The sequence below is a fragment of the Streptomyces sp. NPDC046881 genome (assembly GCF_040645015.1).
GTDB lineage: Bacteria > Actinomycetota > Actinomycetes > Streptomycetales > Streptomycetaceae > Streptomyces.
Genome location: NZ_JBEYXJ010000094.1, coordinates 1 through 19,233 on the forward strand (window position 1 = coordinate 1; position 19,233 = coordinate 19,233).

Consider the following 19,233-nt stretch of genomic DNA (forward strand, 5'->3'; position numbering starts at 1 on the left):
GCGAGGCGGTCGGCCCGGTGCCGGTGCGCCCCGCGATGCGGGTGGGGGGGGGCCGGGGCGGGGCCCCGCCCCGGCCGGGGCCCCCCCCCCCCCCGCTCGGACCAGCGGCTCCCGAACCGGGTCTGTGGGGACCGGGACGGCGGCTCAGTGGGCCACGGCGCGTGCCATGGACCCGCGGTGCGGCTGCATCGGAACCCCGCGTGCGGGTTCCGGCGCGGGCCTGACGCCGGGCCCGGCCGCACGGCCGCCCGAGGCCGGGCCCCGGCGCGGCTGGGCGGCCGCACCGTTCTGCACGTCCATCACGGCGTGGGCGACCAGCCCGCCCATGGGGTCGTGCCGGATCAGGTCCCGCAGCCGGGACCGGGACGAGCGTCCCTCGTTCCCCGGGTACAGGTGCTTGCCGAGTCCGACGGCGTGCGCCAGGGCGGCGAGCGCCGCGGTCCGCGGGTCCGGCGGTACGCCGGTGCGGATCGCGGAGTCCAGCCGGGCACGGATCTCCCGGCTGATGTCGTTGTCCGTCGCCTGGTAGCGAGTCGTCGGCAACACCCCACACATCTGGCCCGGTACGGCGGCGACCATGCCGCACCGCTCCAGATGCGAGAGGTAGGTCTGGCGCAGCCCGAGTCGGGGCCCGCCGATCCAGTGGACGGCACGCACGGGAGCGCCACGCCTTCGCAGCAACTCCAACGCGCAGTCCAGAGTCGGATCTCCTGTCGGCCGTGGTACCACCACGGCGATACGATCCCCGTCTGGGGCTATCCGTCCGGCCAGCGCCAGCTCCACTAGCTGTGCACCGGCCAGACCGAGGTCGAGCGACTGCGGCTGTGCAGTGGTACCCGTGGCCGGGTCCAGTGCCAGCAGCAGAAGCTCCTCCGGAAGTGTTCTGCGGCTCCTGCCCATCCATGCCTCCCCGCGTGGATGAATGACAGGGTGACCCCTCTCACATTGGTCTGTCGAGGGTGCGTGACCGGTTCGTAAGGGAACCGGCAGGTATGTCGTTCTCGTCTACCGCAGGGGCCAAGCCCTCACACAGGACACTGGTACATGGTTCGGACAGGGCGCGCGGGTGAGCGCGCGGCGCATGAGGAGGCATCGGTGGCGGGCGAGTCCCCCGACAGGTCCAAGCAGCGCGAGTCGTCGGCGGAACCGACGTCGGGGAGCGCGGATTCGGTTCCCGAGGCGCGCGATCCGCGTCTGGCCGTGTCCCGCGAAAAGGATTCCTCGGGCGGGGGCGGGGACACGGCGACGAAGATCCTGACGGTACGACCCGACACCGCCCTGGACGAGGCGGTGTCCTCCTGGGTACGTGCCCCCCACTCCGACACGACTGCAAAGTCCCCCGCCCCGGAGACCGACCCTGAGGGGTCGTCTGAGGCGGGGCGCGGGAGGGCCGTTCCCTCGGAGGCGAAGGCGAAGGATTCCTCCGCCGCGGGACCGGACACGGAAGACTCGTCTGCCGCCGGGGTGGAGGCAGAGGGGTCGTCCGACGCCCGGACCGAGGCGAAGATCCCCTCACCGACGAAGGCCGAGGCGGAGACGCCGTCTGACGCGAAAGCAAAGACCGAGGGCTCGAAGGCCGGGTCTGAGGGGGCGCCTGACGCGAACGCCGAGTCTGAGGGGGCGCCCGACGCGAAGGCGGAGTCTGAGGGGGCGCCTGACGCGAAGGCGGAAGAAAGCGCCGACGCGGACGCGGACCCGGCTGCCGACGGGAACGCCGAGGGCAAGGCGGACGCCAGGGCGGAATCGGGCGCCGGGGATGCGGGCGACACGGCCCGCGCTGGGGCCAAGGGTGTCGCGGAGGGCAAGGCCCGTGCCGGGGCCAAGTCCGACGCGGACAGCAAGGCCGGCGCTGGGGCCAAGGCTGACGCCGAGGCTGTCGCGGGCGACGAGGACGTCGCAGCCGGTAAGGCCACCGCCGGATCCGGGGCGGGCAGCAAGGCCGCCACCGCCGGCGGCAGGACTCCCGCGGGCAAGAAGGCCGACGCCGGGACCAAGGCTGACGCCGAGGCCGACGCGGACAGCAAGGCCGGCACCGCTCGCGGCAAGACTCCCGCGGGCAAGAAGGCCAACGCTGGGACCGAGGCTGACGCCGAGGCTGTCGCGGCCGGTAAGGCCACCGCCGGAGCCGGGGCCGATGCGGACGCGGACGCCAAGGCTGTCGCGGGCGACAAGGCCAGTGCCGGTACCGAGGACGTCGCCGGGGCCAAGGCTGCCCTCGAGGCTGTCGCGGCCGGTGAGGCCACCGCCGGGGCCGATGCGGACGCGGACGCCAAGCGTGCGGACAGCAAGGCCGTTGCGGGCGGCAAGGCCGACGCGGACGCCGAGGCTGTCGCGGGCGGCAAGGCCGGTGCCGGTACCGAGGACGTCGCCGGTGCCGAGGGTGTCGGTGGCGAAGGCGTAGCCGAGACCGTGGACGGGGACGGGCCCGAGGACGCCGATGGCGGGGACGCCCCACAGGGGCCACCCGCGGACGACGACGAAAGCCGCACGGGTGGTGCGGGTGGGAACACGGACGCCGACGGCGAAGCCGAGGCGGAGGGTGACGCGCCCGGGCCGGAGGCCGACGCGGCGGAGACGGCCGAGCCGCCCGTCGACCAGCCGACCACCGTGTTCAAGGCACCCCGGCCCAAAAAGACCGAGGTCGACCAGCCGACGACCATGCTGAAGCTCGGCGGCAAGCCGAAGGCGCCCGAGTCCGACGCCGAACGCACCAGCAAGTTCGTCGCGCTGCGCGACGACCTGCGGCAGCCGGCCGCCCCCAAGCCGGCCGCCCCCAAGCCGACCGCGCCCAAGCCTGCTACTACCCCCCAGCCGGCCCCGGACGTCACCACCCCCGTCCCCCAGGTCGGCCCCGAGCGCACCACGCAGCAGCCGCTGCCGCCCAAGCCCCCGCTGGACCTGCTGGCGGAGCTGACGAACACGCCGCCGCCCCCGGAGACCCCGGTCCGCACGCTGGTGCGGAGGGTCAAGATCTGGACCCCCCTGGTCCTGCTCCTGGCGGTCGTCCTCGCGGTCGTCCAGGCCGTGCGCCCCCTGCCGTCCCCCACCCTCGCGCTCACCGGCGAGGAGACCTACACGTTCGACGGCAGCCGTACGACCCTGCCGTGGCCCGGCGAGGGCCAGGGCTGGATCGACGCGGACGGCATCGGCACGATGGGCCACTTCGGCAAGCAGACCCCGGTCGCGATCGGCTCGGTCGCCAAGACCATGACCGCGTACATCATCCTCAAGCACCACCCGCTGAAGCCGGGCCAGGAGGGCCCGAAGATCAAGGTGGACGCCAAGGCGGAAAAGGAGGGCGGCTACGACAAGGCGGGCGAGTCCACCCTCAACACCGTCAAGGCCGGCAGCTACCTCACCGAGAAGCAGGCCCTGTCCGCCGTCCTGATCCCCTCCGCCAACAACATCGCCCGGCTGCTCGCGCGCTGGGACGCGGGCTCGGAGGCGGCGTTCGTGAAGGAGATGAACGCCACCGCCCGGGAACTGGGGATGACGCACACCACGTACACCGACCCCTCGGGCCTGAAGGAGAGCACCGTCTCCACGGCCGAGGACCAGGTGAAGCTGGGCCGCGCGTTCGTGAAGGTGCCGGCCCTGGTCTCGATCAGCAGCGCGGCCAGCTGGACGGACCCCTCCGGCCACTTCTGGCCGAACTACAACGAGCTGCCGTACCGCATCGGCGCGATCGGCATCAAGACCGGCAGCACCACCGCGGCCGGCGGCAACCTGCTCTTCGCCTCGCGCAAGCAGGTCGGGGGCCGGACGGTCACCCTGGTCGGCGCGATCCTCGGCCAGCACAAGCCGAAGATCCTGGAGACGGTCAACGCGGTCAGCAAGACGGCGCTGCTCGCCGCCCAGGACGCGCTGACCTCGTCGAAGATCCTGAAGAAGGGCGACGTGGTCGGCTATGTGGACGACCGGCTCGGCGGCCACACCCCGATCGTGGTCACGCAGGACGTCACGGCGGCCGGCTGGGCCGGCATGAAGGTGCGGCTGTCCTTCGCCCCGGGAACCGTGCCGCACACCGCGAAGGCCGGCACCCGGGTCGGCACGCTCACCGTGGGTGACGGTACGTCCGGTGCGGTGAAGGTTCCGGTGGCCCTGCAGAAGGATCTGGCGGAGCCCGGTTTCGGCGCCAAGCTCACCCGGCTGGGCTGACCGCCCCGCCTCCGGCCCGCCGCGCGCCCCGCCCCGGGGAGCCCCCACCCGGGGGCCCCGGGGCGGGGTGCGTGCTAGCGTCGCGAATCGGGGCAGGTCGCCGGTTCCGTGACAGGGCCGCGTACCGGACGGGAAGCGGCCGGACCACCGGGGGACGCGGCCGAGAAGAGAAGACGGGACACGGGGAGTGCCTTCAGGTGGCCACAGCGGAGCCGACACGCGCCGACAACGCAGATCCGGACCCGGGAGCGGGCTCGCGAATACGCCTGTCCGCGGCTGACGCGGACAGCCGTGCCCCGGAGGCACGCCCCGGCGCACGCGCGCGTCTGCTCGCCGCGCTCGAACCCCTCCGGCAGCGGATGCTCCGGCATCCCGTGCTGTCGGTCACGGTGCTCGCCGGCGTACTGCACATCATCTGGTTCTTCACGTTCGCGAACAGCGGCGGCGATCTGGCGGCGCAGGACGCGTGGGCGGAGTTCGTCGGCCGGCACCCGGACTCGGCGTACAACCTCGCCTGGTACGGGGGCATGCACCCGGTGTCGTACAGCGTGGTGTCGCCGTACCTGATGTCGGTCCTCGGTGTCCGTACGACGATGATGATCGCCGGGACGGTGTCGGCGGGCCTGCTGACGCTGGTCCTGATCCGCAGCCGGGCGGTGAAGAACCCGCTGTGGGCCTCGCTCGGCGGGGTCGCCGCGTTCCTCGCCAACGCCATCTCCGGCCGGGTGACCTTCGGACTCGGCACGATGTTCGCGCTCGGCGCGACCGCGGCGGTGTTCTGCTGGCCGTACCGGTGGCGGTACAAACGCTGGGCGAAGGCCCTGACCGCCGCCCCGCTGGCCGCGCTCGCCACGATGGCCTCGCCGGTCGCGGGGCTCTTCGTGGGCCTGGTGGCGGTCGCGCTGTTCCTGCAGAAGCGGCGGCCGGGCGCCTGGGCGCTGGGCCTGGCGCCGACGGCGGTGGTCGCGGTGTCGGCCTGGCTGTTCCCGTTCTCCGGCACCCAGCCGATGGGTTTCGGCTCGGTGGTCATGCCGCTGCTGTACGGGCTGTTCTGCCTGTTCCTGGTGCCGAAGGAGTGGCTGACGGTCCGGCTGACGGCCGCCGTCTACAGCCTCGCCGTCGTCCTGGTGTGGCTGATCAGCTCGCAGATCGGATCCAACATCTCGCGGCTGCCGATGATGTTCGCGGGTGCGACGCTGGTCGCGGTCCTGCCGTACACGGTGCCGAAGACCCGCAAGTGGTACGTGACCGTGCTGGCCCTGCTCGGCTTCGCCGGCTGGATCGGCTTCAAGTCGGTGGACGACATCATCCACACCACCCCGGCCGCGTCCTGGGCGCGTGAGCTGGCGCCGCTGATCAACCAGCTCCAGAAGCAGGGCGCGGAGAAGGGCAGGGTCGAGGTGGTCCCGGCCCGCTCCCACCGGGAGGCCTCGGCGCTGGCGCCGGACTTCAACCTGGCCCGCGGCTGGAACCGGCAGGCCGACATGGAGCGCAATCCGCTCTTCTACGACGACACCCTCAACTCGGCGAACTACCACGAGTGGCTCCAGCGGTGGGCCGTGCACTACGTGGTGCTGCCCAAGGACGACCCGGACGGGGACGGCGGCGAGCGCGAGCGGGCGCTGCTGCAGCGCGGCATGCCGTATCTGAAGCAGGTCTGGGGCGACGCCAACTGGCAGCTGTTCAAGGTGACCGATCCGGCGCCGATGGCCGAGCCGAACGCGGTGGTGGACCGGGCCGAGCAGGGCGAGATGATCCTGCGGGTGCGCAAGGCGGGACGGATCCTGATCCGGATCCCGTACTCGCCCTGGCTGAGCGTCGTCGACGAGCACGGCAACAAGGTGAAGCCGCCCCAGCCGTCGTCCGGTACGCCGAAGACGTACCGGAACGTCGACGGGTGCCTGACGCAGACGGCGGAGGACGCGGACGGGGACCGCTGGACGGTGCTGCTGGCGCCGAAGGCCGGGACGTACCGGCTGGCCGCGCCGTACCAGCTGCCGCGCGGTACTCCGTGCCCCGACGAGCTGGGCTGAGGGACCGCGCTCAGCGCAGCTCGGCCACGTAGCGGTCCGTGCCCGGCACCGTCGGGACGAACGGGGCCGCCAGTTCCACCCGGCCCAGGCCGGACCCGGCCACCTGTTCGTCCAGGCCGCGGAAGTGCTCCTCCCAGCACTCCCGCGGATCCCGTTCCAGGAACCACAGCAGGGTCAGCCGGGTGTCCACGCCCTCGACCTGCTTGACGTAGGTCATGCGGTCGCCCGGCAGCGGGGTCGGCCGGAACACGGTGACGAGGGCGGCCGGGGAGCCGGCGAGGCGGCGCGGCAGGTGGCGGTCGCGCAGCCACCGGAGCAGTTCGGCGCGCTGTCCGGGCGAGTCGGTGTCGACGACCTCCAGCACCAGGCCGGCGTAGGGGTGGTCGAGGGCGTGGACGTCCCGGGGCCCGGCGGCGCCGTCCCGGTACACCGTCGTCTCGTGGTCCTGGAAGGCGGTGAGGACGTGGGTGCGGTCGTGGTAGACGCGGGCGTCCCGGTTGAGGCGCTTGTTGATGGCGACCGTCCACTTCATGTGGTCGTCGTAGCGGCCGGCGGTGATCCAGTAGGTGGACAGGTAGCAGCCGGCGGTGACCGGCCGGGCGACCGCCGACTTCTCCGGGTAGCGCAGGAGCTGCAGCTCCCGGGTCGCCACCCAGCGGCGGCCCGCGTACATCCAGGGCATGGCCATCGCGCCGGCGTAGTAGTGGTCGTCCTCGTACCAGCGGTTGTAGGCGTACTCGTGGCCGGGGTGCGGCTCGACCAGGGTGATCAGGGCGTGGCCGGGGCGGACGCCGTACGGGCCGACGGCGGCCAGTTCGGCGTACCGCTCGCTGCGGGTGTCGTCGCTCATGCGGTTCCCCTTTCCTGCGGTCGCCCATACTCTGACGCCCCGTCAGATGAAGCGCCATACCGAAGGAGGGGCCATGTCCCTGCTCGCGGGCAAGACCGTCGTCGTCTCGGGTGTCGGGGCCGGACTCGGCCACCAGGTCGCGGCGGCCGTCGTACGGGACGGCGGGAACGCGGTGCTCGGGGCGCGCACCGAGGCGAACCTGGCCGGGAGCGCGGCCAAGATCGATCCGGACGGCACGCGCACGGCGTACCGGGCGACCGACATCACCGACGAGGGGCAGTGCGAGGCGCTGGCGGGACTGGCGCGGGAGCGGTTCGGCGGGATCGACGCCGTGGTGCACGTGGCCGCCTGGGACTCGTACTTCGGCGGGCTGGAGGACGCGGACTTCACGACCTGGCGGTCGGTCGTCGACGTGAACCTGCTGGGGACGCTGCGGATGACCCGGGCCTGCCTGCCGGGACTGCGGGCGCGCGGGGGCGGGTCGGTGGTGTTCATCGGGACGCAGTCGGCCGTGGCCGCGCCCTCGCAGGTGAGGCAGGCCGCGTACGCCGCCTCGAAGGGGGCGCTGACCAGTGCGATGTACTCGCTGGCGCGGGAGCTGGGCCCGGACCGGATCCGGGTCAACTCCGTGCTGCCGGGCTGGATGTGGGGGCCGCCGGTGCAGGCGTACGTCCGCTTCACCGCGCACACGGAGGGGGTGCCGGAGGACGAGGTGCTGGCGCGCCTGACCGAGCGGATGGCGCTGCCGGAGCCGGCCACCGACGGGGACGTGGCGGACGCGGCGGTGTTCCTCGCCTCGGACCGGGCCCGCGCCATCACCGGGCAGTCGCTGCTGGTCAACGCGGGTGAGCTGATGCGTTGACGGGGGCGGAACAGCCGTCCGGAGTGTTCATATGAGTGAACGAGAATCACTTAGCCGAACAATTTTGCTTTGACTTGACCTTACCCTTGCTTGTCGTGTTCATGTGCTCGCACCCACGATCGGGCACATGAACAGTCTCGACTGGGCCGTGCTCATCGGCTACTTCGGTGTGATGGTCGCGATCGGCGTCTGGTCGCACAAGCGCGTGGACAACGTCTCCGACTTCTTCACGGCCGGCGGCAAGATGCCCTGGTGGCTCTCCGGCATCTCGCACCACATGTCGGGCTACAGCGCCGTGATGTTCACCGGGTACGCGGGCATCGCCTACACCTACGGCGTCACCTCCTTCATCACCTGGTCCTTCCCCATCGCGCTCGGCATCGCCATCGGGTCGAAGCTGTTCGCGCCGCGCATCAACCGGCTGCGCTCCCGGCTCCACGTGGCCTCCCCGCTGGAGTACCTGAAGAACCGTTACAACCTGCCCACCCAGCAGGCGCTCGCCTGGTCGGGCATGTTGCTGAAGATCGTGGACGTGGGCGCCAAGTGGGCGGCGATCGCCACCCTGTTGTCGGTGTTCACCGGGATCTCGCTGAACCAGGGCATCCTCATCACCGGCGCGATCACGGCCGTGTACTGCACGATCGGCGGCCTGTGGGCGGACGCGCTGACCGAACTCGGCCAGTTCGTCATCCAGTTGCTCGCCGGTGTCGCGATGTTCGTGGCGGTCGTGCTGAAGCTGAACGACAAGAACATCGGCTTCCTCGGTGCCTGGGACGAGCCGGCCCTGCACGGCCATGGCAAGCCGCTGGTCGGCCCCTACGGCACGGTGTTCCTCCTGGCGTTCCTCTTCATCAAGCTCTTCGAGTACAACGGCGGCATGCTCAACCAGGCCCAGCGCTACATGGCCACCGGCAGCGCCCACCAGGCCGAGCGCTCGGCCCGGCTGTCCGCGCTCCTCTGGCTGGTCTGGCCGGTGGTCCTGTTCTTCCCGATGTGGATGTCCCCGCTGCTGGTGACGGCGCAGAAGCCGGACGGCTCCGACTCCTACGCCCTGATGACCGAACAGCTCCTGCCGCACGGCCTGCTGGGCCTGGTCATCGTCGGTTTCTTCTCGCACACCATGGCCATGTGCTCCTCCGACGCGAACGCCATCGCCGCCGTGTTCACCCGGGACGTGGCGCCGGTGCTGTCGGCCAGGGCCCGGGGCTGGAACGAGCGGTCGGGACTGATCGCGGCCCGCGTCACCACGGTCGTCTTCCTCGGCCTGTCCATGGCGGTCGCGACCCAGGTCGACTCCCCCACCCTCAAGGACATCATCACCGTCGTCATCAAGTGGGTGGCCGGTCTGATGGGCCCGATCGCGATCCCGATGATGCTCGGCCTGCTCCGCCCGTTCCGCCGCTCCGGCCCGACGGCGGCGCTCACCAGCTGGGCGGCGGGCCTGCTGGCCTTCTGGCTGGTCAACTATCCCGTCAACTGGAACGTCGACGGCGGCGTCCCGCTCCAGTACCAGGTCTCGATCCCGCTCGCGGTCTCCCTGGTGCTGTACGTCCTCGTCGGCTACCTGAAGCCGGAGGATACCCCCGAGCGACTGGCGATCATCGAGAAGGTCAACACGGACGGAGACGCGGTGGCGGCCGTCCCGGTGGCGGCCACCGCGGGGGACGACATCGTGGGGAGCCCCAAGCAGGCCCTGTAGGCTGCCGGTTGATCAACAACTGGACCTGATCGGGGGAATGATGGGTCTCGACTCGATGCGGGCGGTCTCCCAGGTGGTGGGCCGCCGCACCACTCTGCGCTACCTCGCCGTCGGGGTCGGAGCGTCTCTGCTCGCCGCGTGCAAGGGAAACGACGACGGCAAGCGCGGCACCGGCGGCAGGACCGAGGGCGAGGGCGGTTCCGGCGGCGCGTCGCCGGCACCCGGCGTGACCGGCAAGGCGTTCGCGGCCTTCGTGCGCGGCTCGTGGAAGGTCACCTCGGAAATGCCCGGCGGTGACACCTACACGTACACCGTGACCGTCGCCGACGGCGTCTGGACCATGGACCTGGGCGGCGGCAGGTCGGCGAAGGGCACCTGGGCGCTCAGCAACGGCCGGCTGGCGTTGCAGGTGCCCGAAAAACTGGGCGAAACCGACTCCGACCTGCAGGCCGCCGGCGCCGAGAACGTCCCGGCGTCGGTCGGTGACTCCGTGTCGCTCGGCCTGCCGTGGCAGCCGCCCGGCGCGTCGGGCACCGGTTCCGGCGAGCGCCTCGAGGTGGAGTACAACAAGAAGGCCGGCATGCGGATCCGCCACACCGAGCAGAGTGGCAGCATGACCGTCCACCACTGCGTCCGGGCCTGAGGTCAGGCCCGCGGGTACCTCGCCAGCCAGCCCGGGGAGGAACCCGCCGGGCCGTGCAGGGCGGGGCCCTGGGTCATTTCCATGGCGAAGTCGTCGGCGAGCTCCAGGATCGTCGGGCGGCCCTCCAGTTCGGCCAGCCAGGCCGGCGGGAGGGCCGTCTCGCCGTGCAGGGCGCCGAGGAGGCCGCCGGTGAGGGCGCCCGCGGCGGCGGAGGGGCCGCTCTGGTTCACCGCCAGGCACAGCCCGTGCCGTACGTCCTCCCCGACCAGCGCGCAGTACACGGACGCGGCCAGCAGCCCGTCCGCCGTACCGTCGCCGGCCAGCTCCTCCACCCGGGCCGGGGTGGGCATGCCCTGCCGGACGGCACCGAGGGCGTGCTGAAGGGCGTCGGAGACGGGCTGGTGGCCGGGCCGGGCCGCGAGCAGGGCGAGGGCCCGCTGCACGGCGCCGTCCAGGCTGTCGCCGCGGGCCAGCGCGTGCACGATGACGGCGTACGCGCCCGCCGACAGGTAGGCGATGGGGTGGCCGTGGGTCTGGGCCGCGCACTCCACGGCCAGCTGGACGACCAGTTGCGGTTCCCAGCCGACGAGCAGGCCGAAGGGTGCCGAGCGGGCGACCGCCTCCGGGCCCAGCTCCCCCGGGTTCTTCGGGGACTCCAGCGTGCCCATGGTCTCGTCGCCGAACCCGATGAGCAGCGCGCGGGTCGGGTCCCGGCGGGCGTACAGCCACTCCTCGCGGGCCAGCCAGCCGTCGTCCTTGCGGCGCTCGTCGGGGCCCCAGTCCCGCTGGGTGGCCGCCCAGCGCAGATAGGCCCGGTGCAGATCGGTCGGCGGGTGCCAGGCGCCGGTGTCGCGGCGCACCTGGGCCCGTATCAACCCGTCCACGGTGAACAGGGTCAGCTGGGTGTGATGGGTGACCGTGCCGCGCCGCCCGTGCCCGAAGGCCAGGTCGAGCAGCCCCTCACCGCCGTACGCGGCCCGGATCTCCTCCAGGGACAGCGGGTCGGCCGGCCCGCCCAGGGCGTCGCCGACGGCCGCCCCGAGCAGGGTGCCGCGCACCCTGCTGCGGAAGTCCTGCTGCTCGGCACGGCCCCAGACGGCACCGGATGTCACACCCACCAGACCTCCCCACGGCACCGTCCGCCTGTACGACGCCCAGCACTGTAATCGACCGGGAACGGTCCGTTCAGTCGTGCCCGGCCGGATTCTGGCTCAATGCCCGTGGGAGAAGCCGATGTTGATCGGGGAGAATCCAGCCATGACCACCACCCCCACACGCCCCACCGGGCTCAGGCTCGCCGCCGGAGTGCTCACCGGCATACTCGCCCTCTACATCGCCCTGGTCGCGCTCGGGAACATCACCGACTTCGGGACCAACCAGCAGTTCGTCCGGCATGTGCTGGCGATGGACACGACGTTCAAGGACGACGACCTGATGTGGCGGGCCGTGACCAGTACGGCCCTGGAGGACACGGCGTACGTCCTCATCATCGTGTGGGAGAGCGTGGCGGCCGCGGTGCTGGTGTGGGGGACGTTCCTGTGGGCGCGGGGCCGGGACGACCTGGCCCGGCGCTGGTCGACGTACGGGCTGCTGATGCTGCTGCTGCTCTTCGGCGCCGGGTTCATCGCGATCGGCGGCGAGTGGTTCGCGATGTGGCAGTCGAAGACCTGGAACGGGCTGGACGCGGCCACCCGGGTGTTCCTGCTGAGCGGGGTCGCGCTGATCGTCAACCTGCTGCCGCCCGGCCGGTACGGGCGCGGCGACGGTTCGTGACCGGCGGCCTCCCCCGGGCGGGAGCGCGCAGCGGGCAGCTGCGGCGGATCGCGCAGCGCCGGGCCCGGTCCGGGCAGGCGGCCGGGCGGCGCACCCGGGCTCCGCTGGGCGCGCGCCGTCCGGGGCACCGGTCCCGGGCGCCGGAGCGGAACGGCGGTGCGGCCCGGGCGGCGGGCGGACCACCGGCCGACGCGGGCGGCTGGTGGCAGCGGGCGGGGCTCGTCGCGACGATGCTTCCCGGGCTGGCGGCGGTCGCCACCCTGGTCTTCACCTGGGTGTCCGTGACGCAGGTGTCCGAGGAACTGACCATCTCCGAGCAGGGCCAGATCGCGGACCGGTACGACAAGGCGATCGAGCGGCTGGACGACGACTCGGCCAACATCCGCAGGGGGGCGATCTTCTCCCTGCAGGGCATCATGGAGGACTCGCCGCGGCAGCAGCCGGCCGTGATCTACGACCTGTCCCAGTACATCCGCACCCACGCGTCCAAGAAGGCGGCCTCCGCCGACAAGGCGCCCGACCTCCAGGCGGCGCTCTCCGTGCTCGGCCAGCGCGACCCCGGGCACGACGGGGACCGGGCCGTCGACCTCAGGGGCGTCCAGCTGGCCGGTGTCGACCTCAAGGGCGCCGATCTGAGCGGGGCGAACCTCGCCGGCGCGGTCTTCTCGCACGGCGACCTGGAGGGCACGAAGCTGTCCGGGGCGGACCTGCACGGCGCCTCACTGAACGGGGCGAACCTGCACGATGCCGACCTTTCCCGGGCGATTCTCTACAAGACGAACCTGCGGGACGCGGACCTCACGGAGGCGAGCCTCGGCGGGGCGGACCTGGCCGCGGCGGAACTGGCCGGGGCCTACCTGACGGACGTGCGGGTCGACGGCGCCACGGAGTGGACCGGCGCACACCGCCCGGAAGGCGACCTGCCGACGGTCCCCGCGAGCCCCACACCCCGGGAGTCCCGCGCGAACGGGGGAGTCGGCTAGTTGACGACCGCGACCCGGGTGCCCTGGTCGCCGAAGGCCCACAGCGCGGCCCCGTCCTCCTTGTGGAGGCGGATGCCGCCCAGCTTCTGGCCGTTGGCGGGCGGGGGCGAGGCGCCGTCCAGGGCGTTGGAGAAGGCCACGTTCACGCCGTCCGCCTTGGTGAAGTACATGACGTGCTCGATCTCCACGCCGTCCGAGCCCTTGAGGGACTGGGTGCGCAGGGTGATCGAGTAGCGGCCGGGCTGCGGGCTCACCGTGCCCGGCCACACCGGGAACGTGCGGGTCGCCTTGCCGGTCGCGTCGACCAGCCAGACCCGCTTCGCGGCGAGCGAGTACACGATCCGCCGGCCCTCGCCGGACCGGTCCGGCAGGGCGGGCACGGACGGCGTCTGCGGGCTCAGCGTCGCGTGCGGGCTCGCGGACGCCGACGCGCCGGGCCTGGCCACGGCGGCCGTGGGTTGCGGCCCGTGGTCCGCCTGTACGGCGAGGACGACGACGACCGCGGTCGCCCCCGCCGTCAGACCGGTGACCCAGGCCCACGAGGGCAGTCGGGCAGCCACGGGACGCATCTCCTCCGGTACGGGTCCCCCTTCTCAGCACAGGGGTCGGATCATCGTACTCAGTTCGCGGAGGCGGCTCGGTCCGGGGAGACGGCTCAGTCCAGGACCGGCAGCAGTTCCGGCAGGTGACCGTCGGACGCCTCGGCCGCCCGCTGCCGCTCCTCGGGGACCGCGCCGTACAGCGTGGTGCGCGGCTTCGCGGGCCGGCCGGCCGCCTCCGCCACCGCGATCAGGTCGCGGACCGACTTGTAGGAGCCGTAGGAGGAGCCCGCCATGCGGGAGATCGTCTCCTCCATGAGCGTCCCGCCCAGGTCGTTCGCGCCGGAGCGGAGCATCTCCGCCGCCCCCTCGGCGCCCAGTTTGACCCAGCTCGTCTGGATGTTGGGGATCCAGGGGTGGAGGAGCAGCCGGGCCATCGCCGTGACCGCCCGGTTGTCCCGCAGGGTCGGTCCCGGGCGGGCGATCCCGGCCAGGTACACCGGCGCGTTCGTGTGGATGAACGGCAGCGTCACGAACTCGGTGAAGCCGCCCGTCTCCCGCTGGATCCGGGCCAGTGTGCGCAGGTGGCCGAGCCAGTGCCGGGGCTGGTCCACATGCCCGTACATCATCGTGGACGACGAGCGGATGCCCAGCTCGTGCGCGGTCGTGACCACCTCGATCCAGGTGGCCGTGGGCAGCTTGCCCTTGGTCAGTACCCAGCGGACCTCGTCGTCCAGGATCTCCGCCGCCGTACCGGGGATGGAGTCCAGGCCGGCCTCCTTGGCGGCGGTCAGCCACTCCCGGACCGACATCCCGGTCCTGGTCGCGCCGTTCACCACCTCCATCGGGGAGAAGGCGTGCACGTGCATGCCCGGGACGCGCTCCTTCACCGCCTTGGCGATGTCGAAGTACGCCGTCCCCGGCAGGTCCGGGTGGATGCCGCCCTGCATGCACACCTCGACCGCGCCCACGTCCCACGCCTGCTGCGCGCGGTCCGCCACCTGCTCCAGCGACAGCGTGTACGCGTCGGCGTCCGTGCGGCGCTGCGCGAAGGCGCAGAACCGGCAGCCGGTGTAGCAGACGTTGGTGAAGTTGATGTTCCGCGTGACGATGTACGTCACGTCGTCGCCGACCGCCGACCTGCGCACGTCGTCCGCGACCCGGCACAGCGCGTCCAGCGCCGGCCCGTCCGCGTGCAGCAGGGCGAGGGCCTCGGCGTCGGTCAGCCGGGTCGGGTCGTCGGCCGCCGTGCGCAGCGCCTCGCGGACGTCGGCGTCGATGCGCTCCGGGGCCATCCCGGGGGCCGCCGCCTCGCGCAGCGCCTCCCAGTCGCCGTACACCTCGTCGAAGTCGGCGCGCCGGTCGCCCGTGCGGCCCTCGGTGTCGATGGAGGTGTGCAGGTCGGTACGGCCGGTGGCGGTGAACACCTCCTCCGGCTCCTGCCAGGGCAGGCCCGCCACGACCGCGTCGGCACGGGCGAGGCCCGTCTCCGGGTCGGCGAGGGCGGACACGTGCGGGCGCAGCCGCGGGTCCAGCCAGGGCTCGCCGCGGCGCACGAACTCCGGGTACACGCAGAGGCGTTCGCGCAGTTCGAAGCCGGCCGCGCGGGACCGCTCGGTGAGTTCCTCGATCTGCGGCCAGGGGCGCTCGGGGTTGACGTGGTCGATGGTCAGCGGGGAGACCCCGCCCCAGTCGTCGATGCCGGCGCCGATCAGCCGCTCGTACTCGGCGTCGACCAGGTTCGGCGGGGCCTGGAGGCAGGCCGACGGGCCCATGATGTGCCGGGCGACGGCCACCGTGGCGACCAGGTCGTCCAGTTCGGCGTCCGGCATGCCGCGCATCGCCGTGTCCGGCTTGGCGCGGAAGTTCTGGATGATCAGCTCCTGGATGCCGTGGTAGGCCCGGGCGATCTTCCGGAGTGCGAACAGCGACTCCGCGCGCTCCTCGTGCGTCTCGCCGATGCCGATGAGCAGGCCGGAGGTGAACGGCACGGAGGAGCGGCCGGCGTCCTCCAGCACCCGCAGCCGTACGGCCGGTTCCTTGTCCGGGGAGCCGTGGTGCGGGCCGCCCGGCTCCGACCACAGCCGCTCCGCGGTCGTCTCCAGCATCATGCCCATGCTGGGCGCGACCGGCTTCAGCCGCTGGAAGTCCGTCCACGTCATGACGCCCGGGTTGAGGTGGGGCAGCAGGCCCGTCTCCTCCAGGATGCGGATGGAGATCGCGCGGACGTAGGCGATGGTGTCGTCGTAGCCGTGCGCGTCGAGCCACTCGCGCGCCTCCGGCCAGCGGTCCTCCGGCTTGTCGCCGAGGGTGATCAGGGCTTCCTTGCAGCCGAGTGCGGCACCCTTGCGGGCGATGTCCAGCACCTCGTCGGGGGACATGAACATCCCGTGCCCGGCGCGCCGCAGCTTGCCGGGCACGGTGGCGAAGGTGCAGTAGTGGCACTTGTCCCGGCACAGCCGGGTCAGGGGGACGAAAACGCTCTTCGAGTACGTGATGACGCCGGGCCTGCCCGCCGCCTCCAGACCCGCGTCCCGCACCCGGGCGGCGGAGGCGGCGAGATCGGTCAGGTCCTCACCACGTGCCTGGAGGAGCACCGCCGCCTCGGTGACGTCGAGGGCGACGCCGTCCCGGGCGCGTTTGAGGGCGCGACGCATGGAGTTCTCGGTCGGGCCGGTTCCGGAGGTCGCGGAAATCGTCATTCCTTGAGCATACGTTCGCGTTGATCACCCTTGCGTCGTACCGCCCGGCAGCAGGGCGCCGTAGGCGTCGAGGGCGCGCAGCACCTCCGTCCCGCCGGCCGGCGGCAGTTGCACCACGACCTCCTCGACGCCCAGTTCGGCGTAGTGGGCGAGTTTGCCGGGGGTGGGCTGGACGGCGTACGGGACGACCTGGAGGGCGGCCGGGTCGCGGCCCGCGTCCGCCCACACCGAGCGCAGCGTGGGCAGCGCCTCGGTGAGCCCGCGGCCGCCGATCGGCAGCCAGCCGTCGGCGAACTCGGCGATGTGCGCGAACAGCCCGGGTCCCGCGGCCCCGCCGACGAGCGTGCGGGGGCCGACGACCCGGCCGCGCGGCTTCTGCACGGGCTTGGGGTGGGCGAGGCTGGCCCGGACACCGCCGAACTCCCCCGTGTACTCGGTCGGCTCCTCGCTCCACAGCGCGCGCATCAGGGCCATCCGGTCCCGGACCAGTTCCCGCCGGGTCCGCCAGGTCACGCCGTGGTCGGCGGCCTCCTCCACGTTCCAGCCGTAGCCGACGCCGAGGGTGAACCGGCCGCCGGAGAGGTGGTCCAGCGTGGCGATCTGCTTGGCGAGGTCGATGGGGTCGTGCTGGGCGACCAGGGTGATCCCGGTGCCGAGCGTCAGCCGTTGGGTCACGGCGGCCGCCTGGGCCAGGGCGACGAAGGGGTCGAGGGTGCGGCCGTACTCGGGGGGCAGGTCGCCGCCTGCGGGGTAGGGGGTCGTGCGTTCCACCGGGATGTGGGTGTGCTCCGGGAGGTAGAGGCCGGAGAAGCCGCGTTGTTCCAGTTCGCGGGCCAGGCGGGTGGGGGTGATCGTCTCGTCGGTCAGGAAGATCGTGACGGAGATACGCATGGGGCATCGTACCGACTGGTTGGTCGCCCGTCAGGGGGGCGTGTGCGGGTTCGACATGGCTTGTCCCGCCGTTCCCCGCGCCCCTCCGGGGCGCCTACCGTGGCCCGTGTGACGACCTTGCGCGGCACCTTGGCACCGGGCTCGCCGGACTACGTCCACCTCCCCTTCGAAGTGCCGCCGGGCACCCGCGAGCTGAGGGTCTCCTACACCTACGACAGACCCTCCGTCCCGCCCGGCACCCCCGGCAACGCCCTGGACATCGGGCTCTTCGACCCGCGCGGGACCGAGCCGGGCGGGCGGGGGTTCCGGGGGTGGTCGGGGGGTGCGCGGAGCGAGTTCTTCGTGCGGGCCGACGAGGCCACACCGGGGTACCTTCCCGGGCCGCTGACGCCCGGCACCTGGTACCTCGCCCTCGGCCCCTACACCGTGGCGCCGCAGGGGCTGTCGTACGAGGTGACCGTCACGCTGACGCAGGGGGCGGGCGGAGGGACGCCCGAGGCGGTGTATCCGCCGGACCGGGCCCGGGGGCGGGGCCGGGACTGGTACCGGGGCGACTGCCACCTGCACTCCTGGCACTCCGACGGGCGCCGCACCCCGGGCGAGATCGCGGCGCTGGCCCGGGCGGCCGGGCTGGACTTCGTCAACAGCTCCGACCACAACACGAACGCCTCGCACGCCCACTGGGCCGACGCGGCCGGCGACGACCTGCTGGTGCTGCTCGGCGAGGAGATCACCACCCGCAACGGGCACGTCCTGGCGCTCGGCACCGAGCCGGGCACCTTCGTCGACTGGCGCTACCGGGCCCGGGACGGCCGCTGGGCCCGCGTCGCGCGGGACGTCCGCCGGGCCGGAGGTCTGGTCGTACCGGCCCATCCGCACGCCGACTGCGTGGGCTGCGGCTGGCGGTTCGGGTTCGCGGAGGCGGACGTCGTCGAGGTGTGGAACGGGGCCTGGACGCCGGACGACGAGATGACCCTGGCGGCCTGGGACGCACGGCTGGCGGCGGTGCGGGACGGGCGGGAGTGGCTGCCGGCGATGGGCAACAGCGACGCCCACCGGGACCCGGACGTGGTCGGGCTGCCCCAGACCGTCGTCCTCGCCGACGCGCTGACCAGGGAGGCGGTCCAGGAGGGGCTGCGGGCCGGACGGTCGTACGTGGCCGAGTCGCGGCAGGTGTCGCTGGCGTTCACCGTGACCGCCGAGGGGGGTGAACGGGCCGGGATCGGGGAGCGGTTGGCGGTCGGGCGGGACACCCCGGTGACGGTCCGGCTGGAGGCGTCCGGTGTGCCGCGCTGCTCGGTCCGGTTCGTCACCGACCAGGGCGTGCTGTTCACCGGCGGGCCGCTGCCGGTGTCCGGTGCGGGGACCGTGGAGTGGCGGACGAGCCCGGCCCGCGCCGCCTACGTCCGGGCCGAGGTGCGGCACGAGACGGCGGTGGGACCGGTGCCGGGGGCGATGGCCGCGTTCACCAACCCGGTCTTCCTCGGCACTACGTGATCTGCTGTGCCGCCCACTCGGCCCACTCGCGCCGCATGGCGTTGAAGCGCATGCCGTACTCCAGGGCGATCCGGCCGTAGACGGAGAGGTTGCCGTCGTCCCAGTCGATGGAGTCGGACAGCCGGCGCAGCTGCTCGTAGCTCTCCTCGGACATCTCGGTCAGCTCGGTCAGGTAGGCGCGCGCCTGCTCGGGGCGCAGGACGCCGAGGAAGAAGACGCGCAGCAGGATGTCGCTGCGGGTGCTGCGCTGGGGCGTGGTGCCGGTCAGCCAGTGGCGGAGTTCGGCGAGTCCGTCGTCGGTGAGGGCGTACTCCTTGCGGCCGCGCGGGCCCTCGGCGACCACGGCGATCAGGCCGGATCCGGCGAGTTTGGTCAGCTCCGTGTAGATCTGGCTCTGGGTGGCGGGCCAGACGTTGGCCAGTGAGGTCTCGAACAGCTTCAGCAGGTCGTATCCGCTGGCGGGGCGTTCCGAAAGCAGGCCGAGCAGGGCGTGTCTGAGGCTCATGCCCTCACTCTACATTCCACTCTTGACATGTCGATGACCGACCTTCTAGTTTTGACATGTCGAGAATGAAAGCCCCGCAGACCGAGCCGGGCTTCGAC

General features: G+C 72.5%; 15 protein-coding genes. 8 read left to right on the forward strand and 7 right to left on the reverse strand.

Translation table 11 applies throughout. The annotated features are described in order from the left end of the window. Window positions 1–144: 144 nt before the first annotated feature. Window positions 145–900 carry a GPP34 family phosphoprotein gene (locus ABZ923_RS31895; RefSeq protein ID WP_361478634.1) on the reverse strand — a complete coding sequence of 252 codons (756 nt, stop codon included), beginning with the start codon at window positions 898–900 and terminating at the stop codon, window positions 145–147. A 564-nt stretch (window positions 901–1,464) separates the two neighbouring features. Between ABZ923_RS31895 and ABZ923_RS31900 the strand changes: the two genes are divergently transcribed. Then, a complete protein-coding gene (locus ABZ923_RS31900) occupies window positions 1,465–4,158 on the forward strand; it encodes a D-alanyl-D-alanine carboxypeptidase (protein WP_361478637.1) in 2,694 nt (897 codons plus the stop codon). Window positions 4,159–4,355: 197 nt separating this feature from the next. Continuing rightward, window positions 4,356–6,191: an MFS transporter gene (locus ABZ923_RS31905; RefSeq protein ID WP_361478640.1), complete on the forward strand. Its 1,836-nt coding sequence runs from the start codon at window positions 4,356–4,358 to the stop codon at window positions 6,189–6,191. Window positions 6,192–6,201: 10 nt separating this feature from the next. On the opposite strand, the gene ABZ923_RS31910 is transcribed toward ABZ923_RS31905, so the two are convergent. Continuing rightward, complete coding sequence (locus ABZ923_RS31910) at window positions 6,202–7,041, reverse strand: hypothetical protein (protein WP_361478643.1); 840 nt, start codon at window positions 7,039–7,041, stop codon at window positions 6,202–6,204. 73 nt (window positions 7,042–7,114) lie between these two features. Here ABZ923_RS31910 and ABZ923_RS31915 point away from each other — a divergent pair, with 73 nt between their 5' ends. The 3 genes from ABZ923_RS31915 (at window position 7,115) to ABZ923_RS31925 (ending at window position 10,245) form a co-directional block, all read left to right on the forward strand. Further along, window positions 7,115–7,903 (forward strand): SDR family oxidoreductase, encoded by a 789-nt coding sequence (locus ABZ923_RS31915; protein WP_361478646.1) that lies wholly within the window; start codon window positions 7,115–7,117, stop codon window positions 7,901–7,903. A 127-nt stretch (window positions 7,904–8,030) separates the two neighbouring features. Next, window positions 8,031–9,602: a sodium:solute symporter family protein gene (locus ABZ923_RS31920; RefSeq protein ID WP_361478649.1), complete on the forward strand. Its 1,572-nt coding sequence runs from the start codon at window positions 8,031–8,033 to the stop codon at window positions 9,600–9,602. A gap of 37 nt (window positions 9,603–9,639) precedes the next feature. After that, the gene (locus ABZ923_RS31925) at window positions 9,640–10,245 is read left to right on the forward strand and encodes a hypothetical protein (RefSeq protein WP_361478652.1); all 606 of its coding nucleotides are present in this window, start codon (window positions 9,640–9,642) and stop codon (window positions 10,243–10,245) included. 2 nt (window positions 10,246–10,247) lie between these two features. On the opposite strand, the gene ABZ923_RS31930 is transcribed toward ABZ923_RS31925, so the two are convergent. Continuing rightward, on the reverse strand, window positions 10,248–11,363 hold the full coding sequence (locus ABZ923_RS31930; protein ID WP_361478654.1) for an ADP-ribosylglycohydrolase family protein: 1,116 nt from the start codon (window positions 11,361–11,363) through the stop codon (window positions 10,248–10,250). 139 nt (window positions 11,364–11,502) lie between these two features. Between ABZ923_RS31930 and ABZ923_RS31935 the strand changes: the two genes are divergently transcribed. Both ABZ923_RS31935 and ABZ923_RS31940 read left to right on the forward strand, forming a co-directional pair. Next, window positions 11,503–12,018, forward strand: coding sequence for a DUF2165 domain-containing protein (locus ABZ923_RS31935; RefSeq protein ID WP_361478657.1), 516 nt, complete (start codon window positions 11,503–11,505; stop codon window positions 12,016–12,018). Beyond that, window positions 12,015–13,001, forward strand: coding sequence for a pentapeptide repeat-containing protein (locus tag ABZ923_RS31940; protein WP_361478660.1), 987 nt, complete (start codon window positions 12,015–12,017; stop codon window positions 12,999–13,001). Before ABZ923_RS31935 ends, ABZ923_RS31940 begins: the two co-directional genes overlap by 4 nt. On the opposite strand, the gene ABZ923_RS31945 is transcribed toward ABZ923_RS31940, so the two are convergent. The 3 genes from ABZ923_RS31945 to ABZ923_RS31955 form a co-directional block, all read right to left on the reverse strand. Beyond that, complete coding sequence (locus ABZ923_RS31945) at window positions 12,998–13,570, reverse strand: hypothetical protein (RefSeq protein WP_361478663.1); 573 nt, start codon at window positions 13,568–13,570, stop codon at window positions 12,998–13,000. The two genes, ABZ923_RS31940 and ABZ923_RS31945, sit on opposite strands and share 4 nt — an antisense overlap. Before the next feature lie 86 nt (window positions 13,571–13,656). Further along, window positions 13,657–16,242, reverse strand: a complete 2,586-nt coding sequence (locus ABZ923_RS31950) for a bifunctional FO biosynthesis protein CofGH (RefSeq protein ID WP_361478665.1) — start codon at window positions 16,240–16,242, stop codon at window positions 13,657–13,659. A 24-nt stretch (window positions 16,243–16,266) separates the two neighbouring features. Continuing rightward, window positions 16,267–17,133, reverse strand: coding sequence for an LLM class F420-dependent oxidoreductase (locus ABZ923_RS31955; protein WP_361478668.1), 867 nt, complete (start codon window positions 17,131–17,133; stop codon window positions 16,267–16,269). A 108-nt stretch (window positions 17,134–17,241) separates the two neighbouring features. On the opposite strand from ABZ923_RS31955, the gene ABZ923_RS31960 reads away from it, so the two are divergent. After that, entirely contained in the window at window positions 17,242–18,630 is a 1,389-nt protein-coding gene (locus ABZ923_RS31960) for a CehA/McbA family metallohydrolase (RefSeq protein WP_361478671.1), read from the forward strand. Here ABZ923_RS31960 and ABZ923_RS31965 read toward each other — a convergent pair. After that, complete coding sequence (locus ABZ923_RS31965; RefSeq protein ID WP_361478674.1) at window positions 18,623–19,135, reverse strand: PadR family transcriptional regulator; 513 nt, start codon at window positions 19,133–19,135, stop codon at window positions 18,623–18,625. The genes ABZ923_RS31960 and ABZ923_RS31965 overlap by 8 nt on opposite strands. Window positions 19,136–19,233: the final 98 nt, after the last annotated feature.

Coding starts and splice junctions, on each gene's coding strand:
- ABZ923_RS31895 (WP_361478634.1), bottom strand. CDS start 900: ATGGGCAGGAGCCGCAGAACACTTCCGGAGGAGCTTCTGCTGCTGGCA.
- ABZ923_RS31910 (WP_361478643.1), bottom strand. CDS start 7,041: ATGAGCGACGACACCCGCAGCGAGCGGTACGCCGAACTGGCCGCCGTC.
- ABZ923_RS31915 (WP_361478646.1), top strand. CDS start 7,115: ATGTCCCTGCTCGCGGGCAAGACCGTCGTCGTCTCGGGTGTCGGGGCC.
- ABZ923_RS31920 (WP_361478649.1), top strand. CDS start 8,031: ATGAACAGTCTCGACTGGGCCGTGCTCATCGGCTACTTCGGTGTGATG.
- ABZ923_RS31925 (WP_361478652.1), top strand. CDS start 9,640: ATGATGGGTCTCGACTCGATGCGGGCGGTCTCCCAGGTGGTGGGCCGC.
- ABZ923_RS31935 (WP_361478657.1), top strand. CDS start 11,503: ATGACCACCACCCCCACACGCCCCACCGGGCTCAGGCTCGCCGCCGGA.
- ABZ923_RS31945 (WP_361478663.1), bottom strand. CDS start 13,570: ATGCGTCCCGTGGCTGCCCGACTGCCCTCGTGGGCCTGGGTCACCGGT.
- ABZ923_RS31950 (WP_361478665.1), bottom strand. CDS start 16,242: ATGACGATTTCCGCGACCTCCGGAACCGGCCCGACCGAGAACTCCATG.
- ABZ923_RS31955 (WP_361478668.1), bottom strand. CDS start 17,133: ATGCGTATCTCCGTCACGATCTTCCTGACCGACGAGACGATCACCCCC.
- ABZ923_RS31965 (WP_361478674.1), bottom strand. CDS start 19,135: ATGAGCCTCAGACACGCCCTGCTCGGCCTGCTTTCGGAACGCCCCGCC.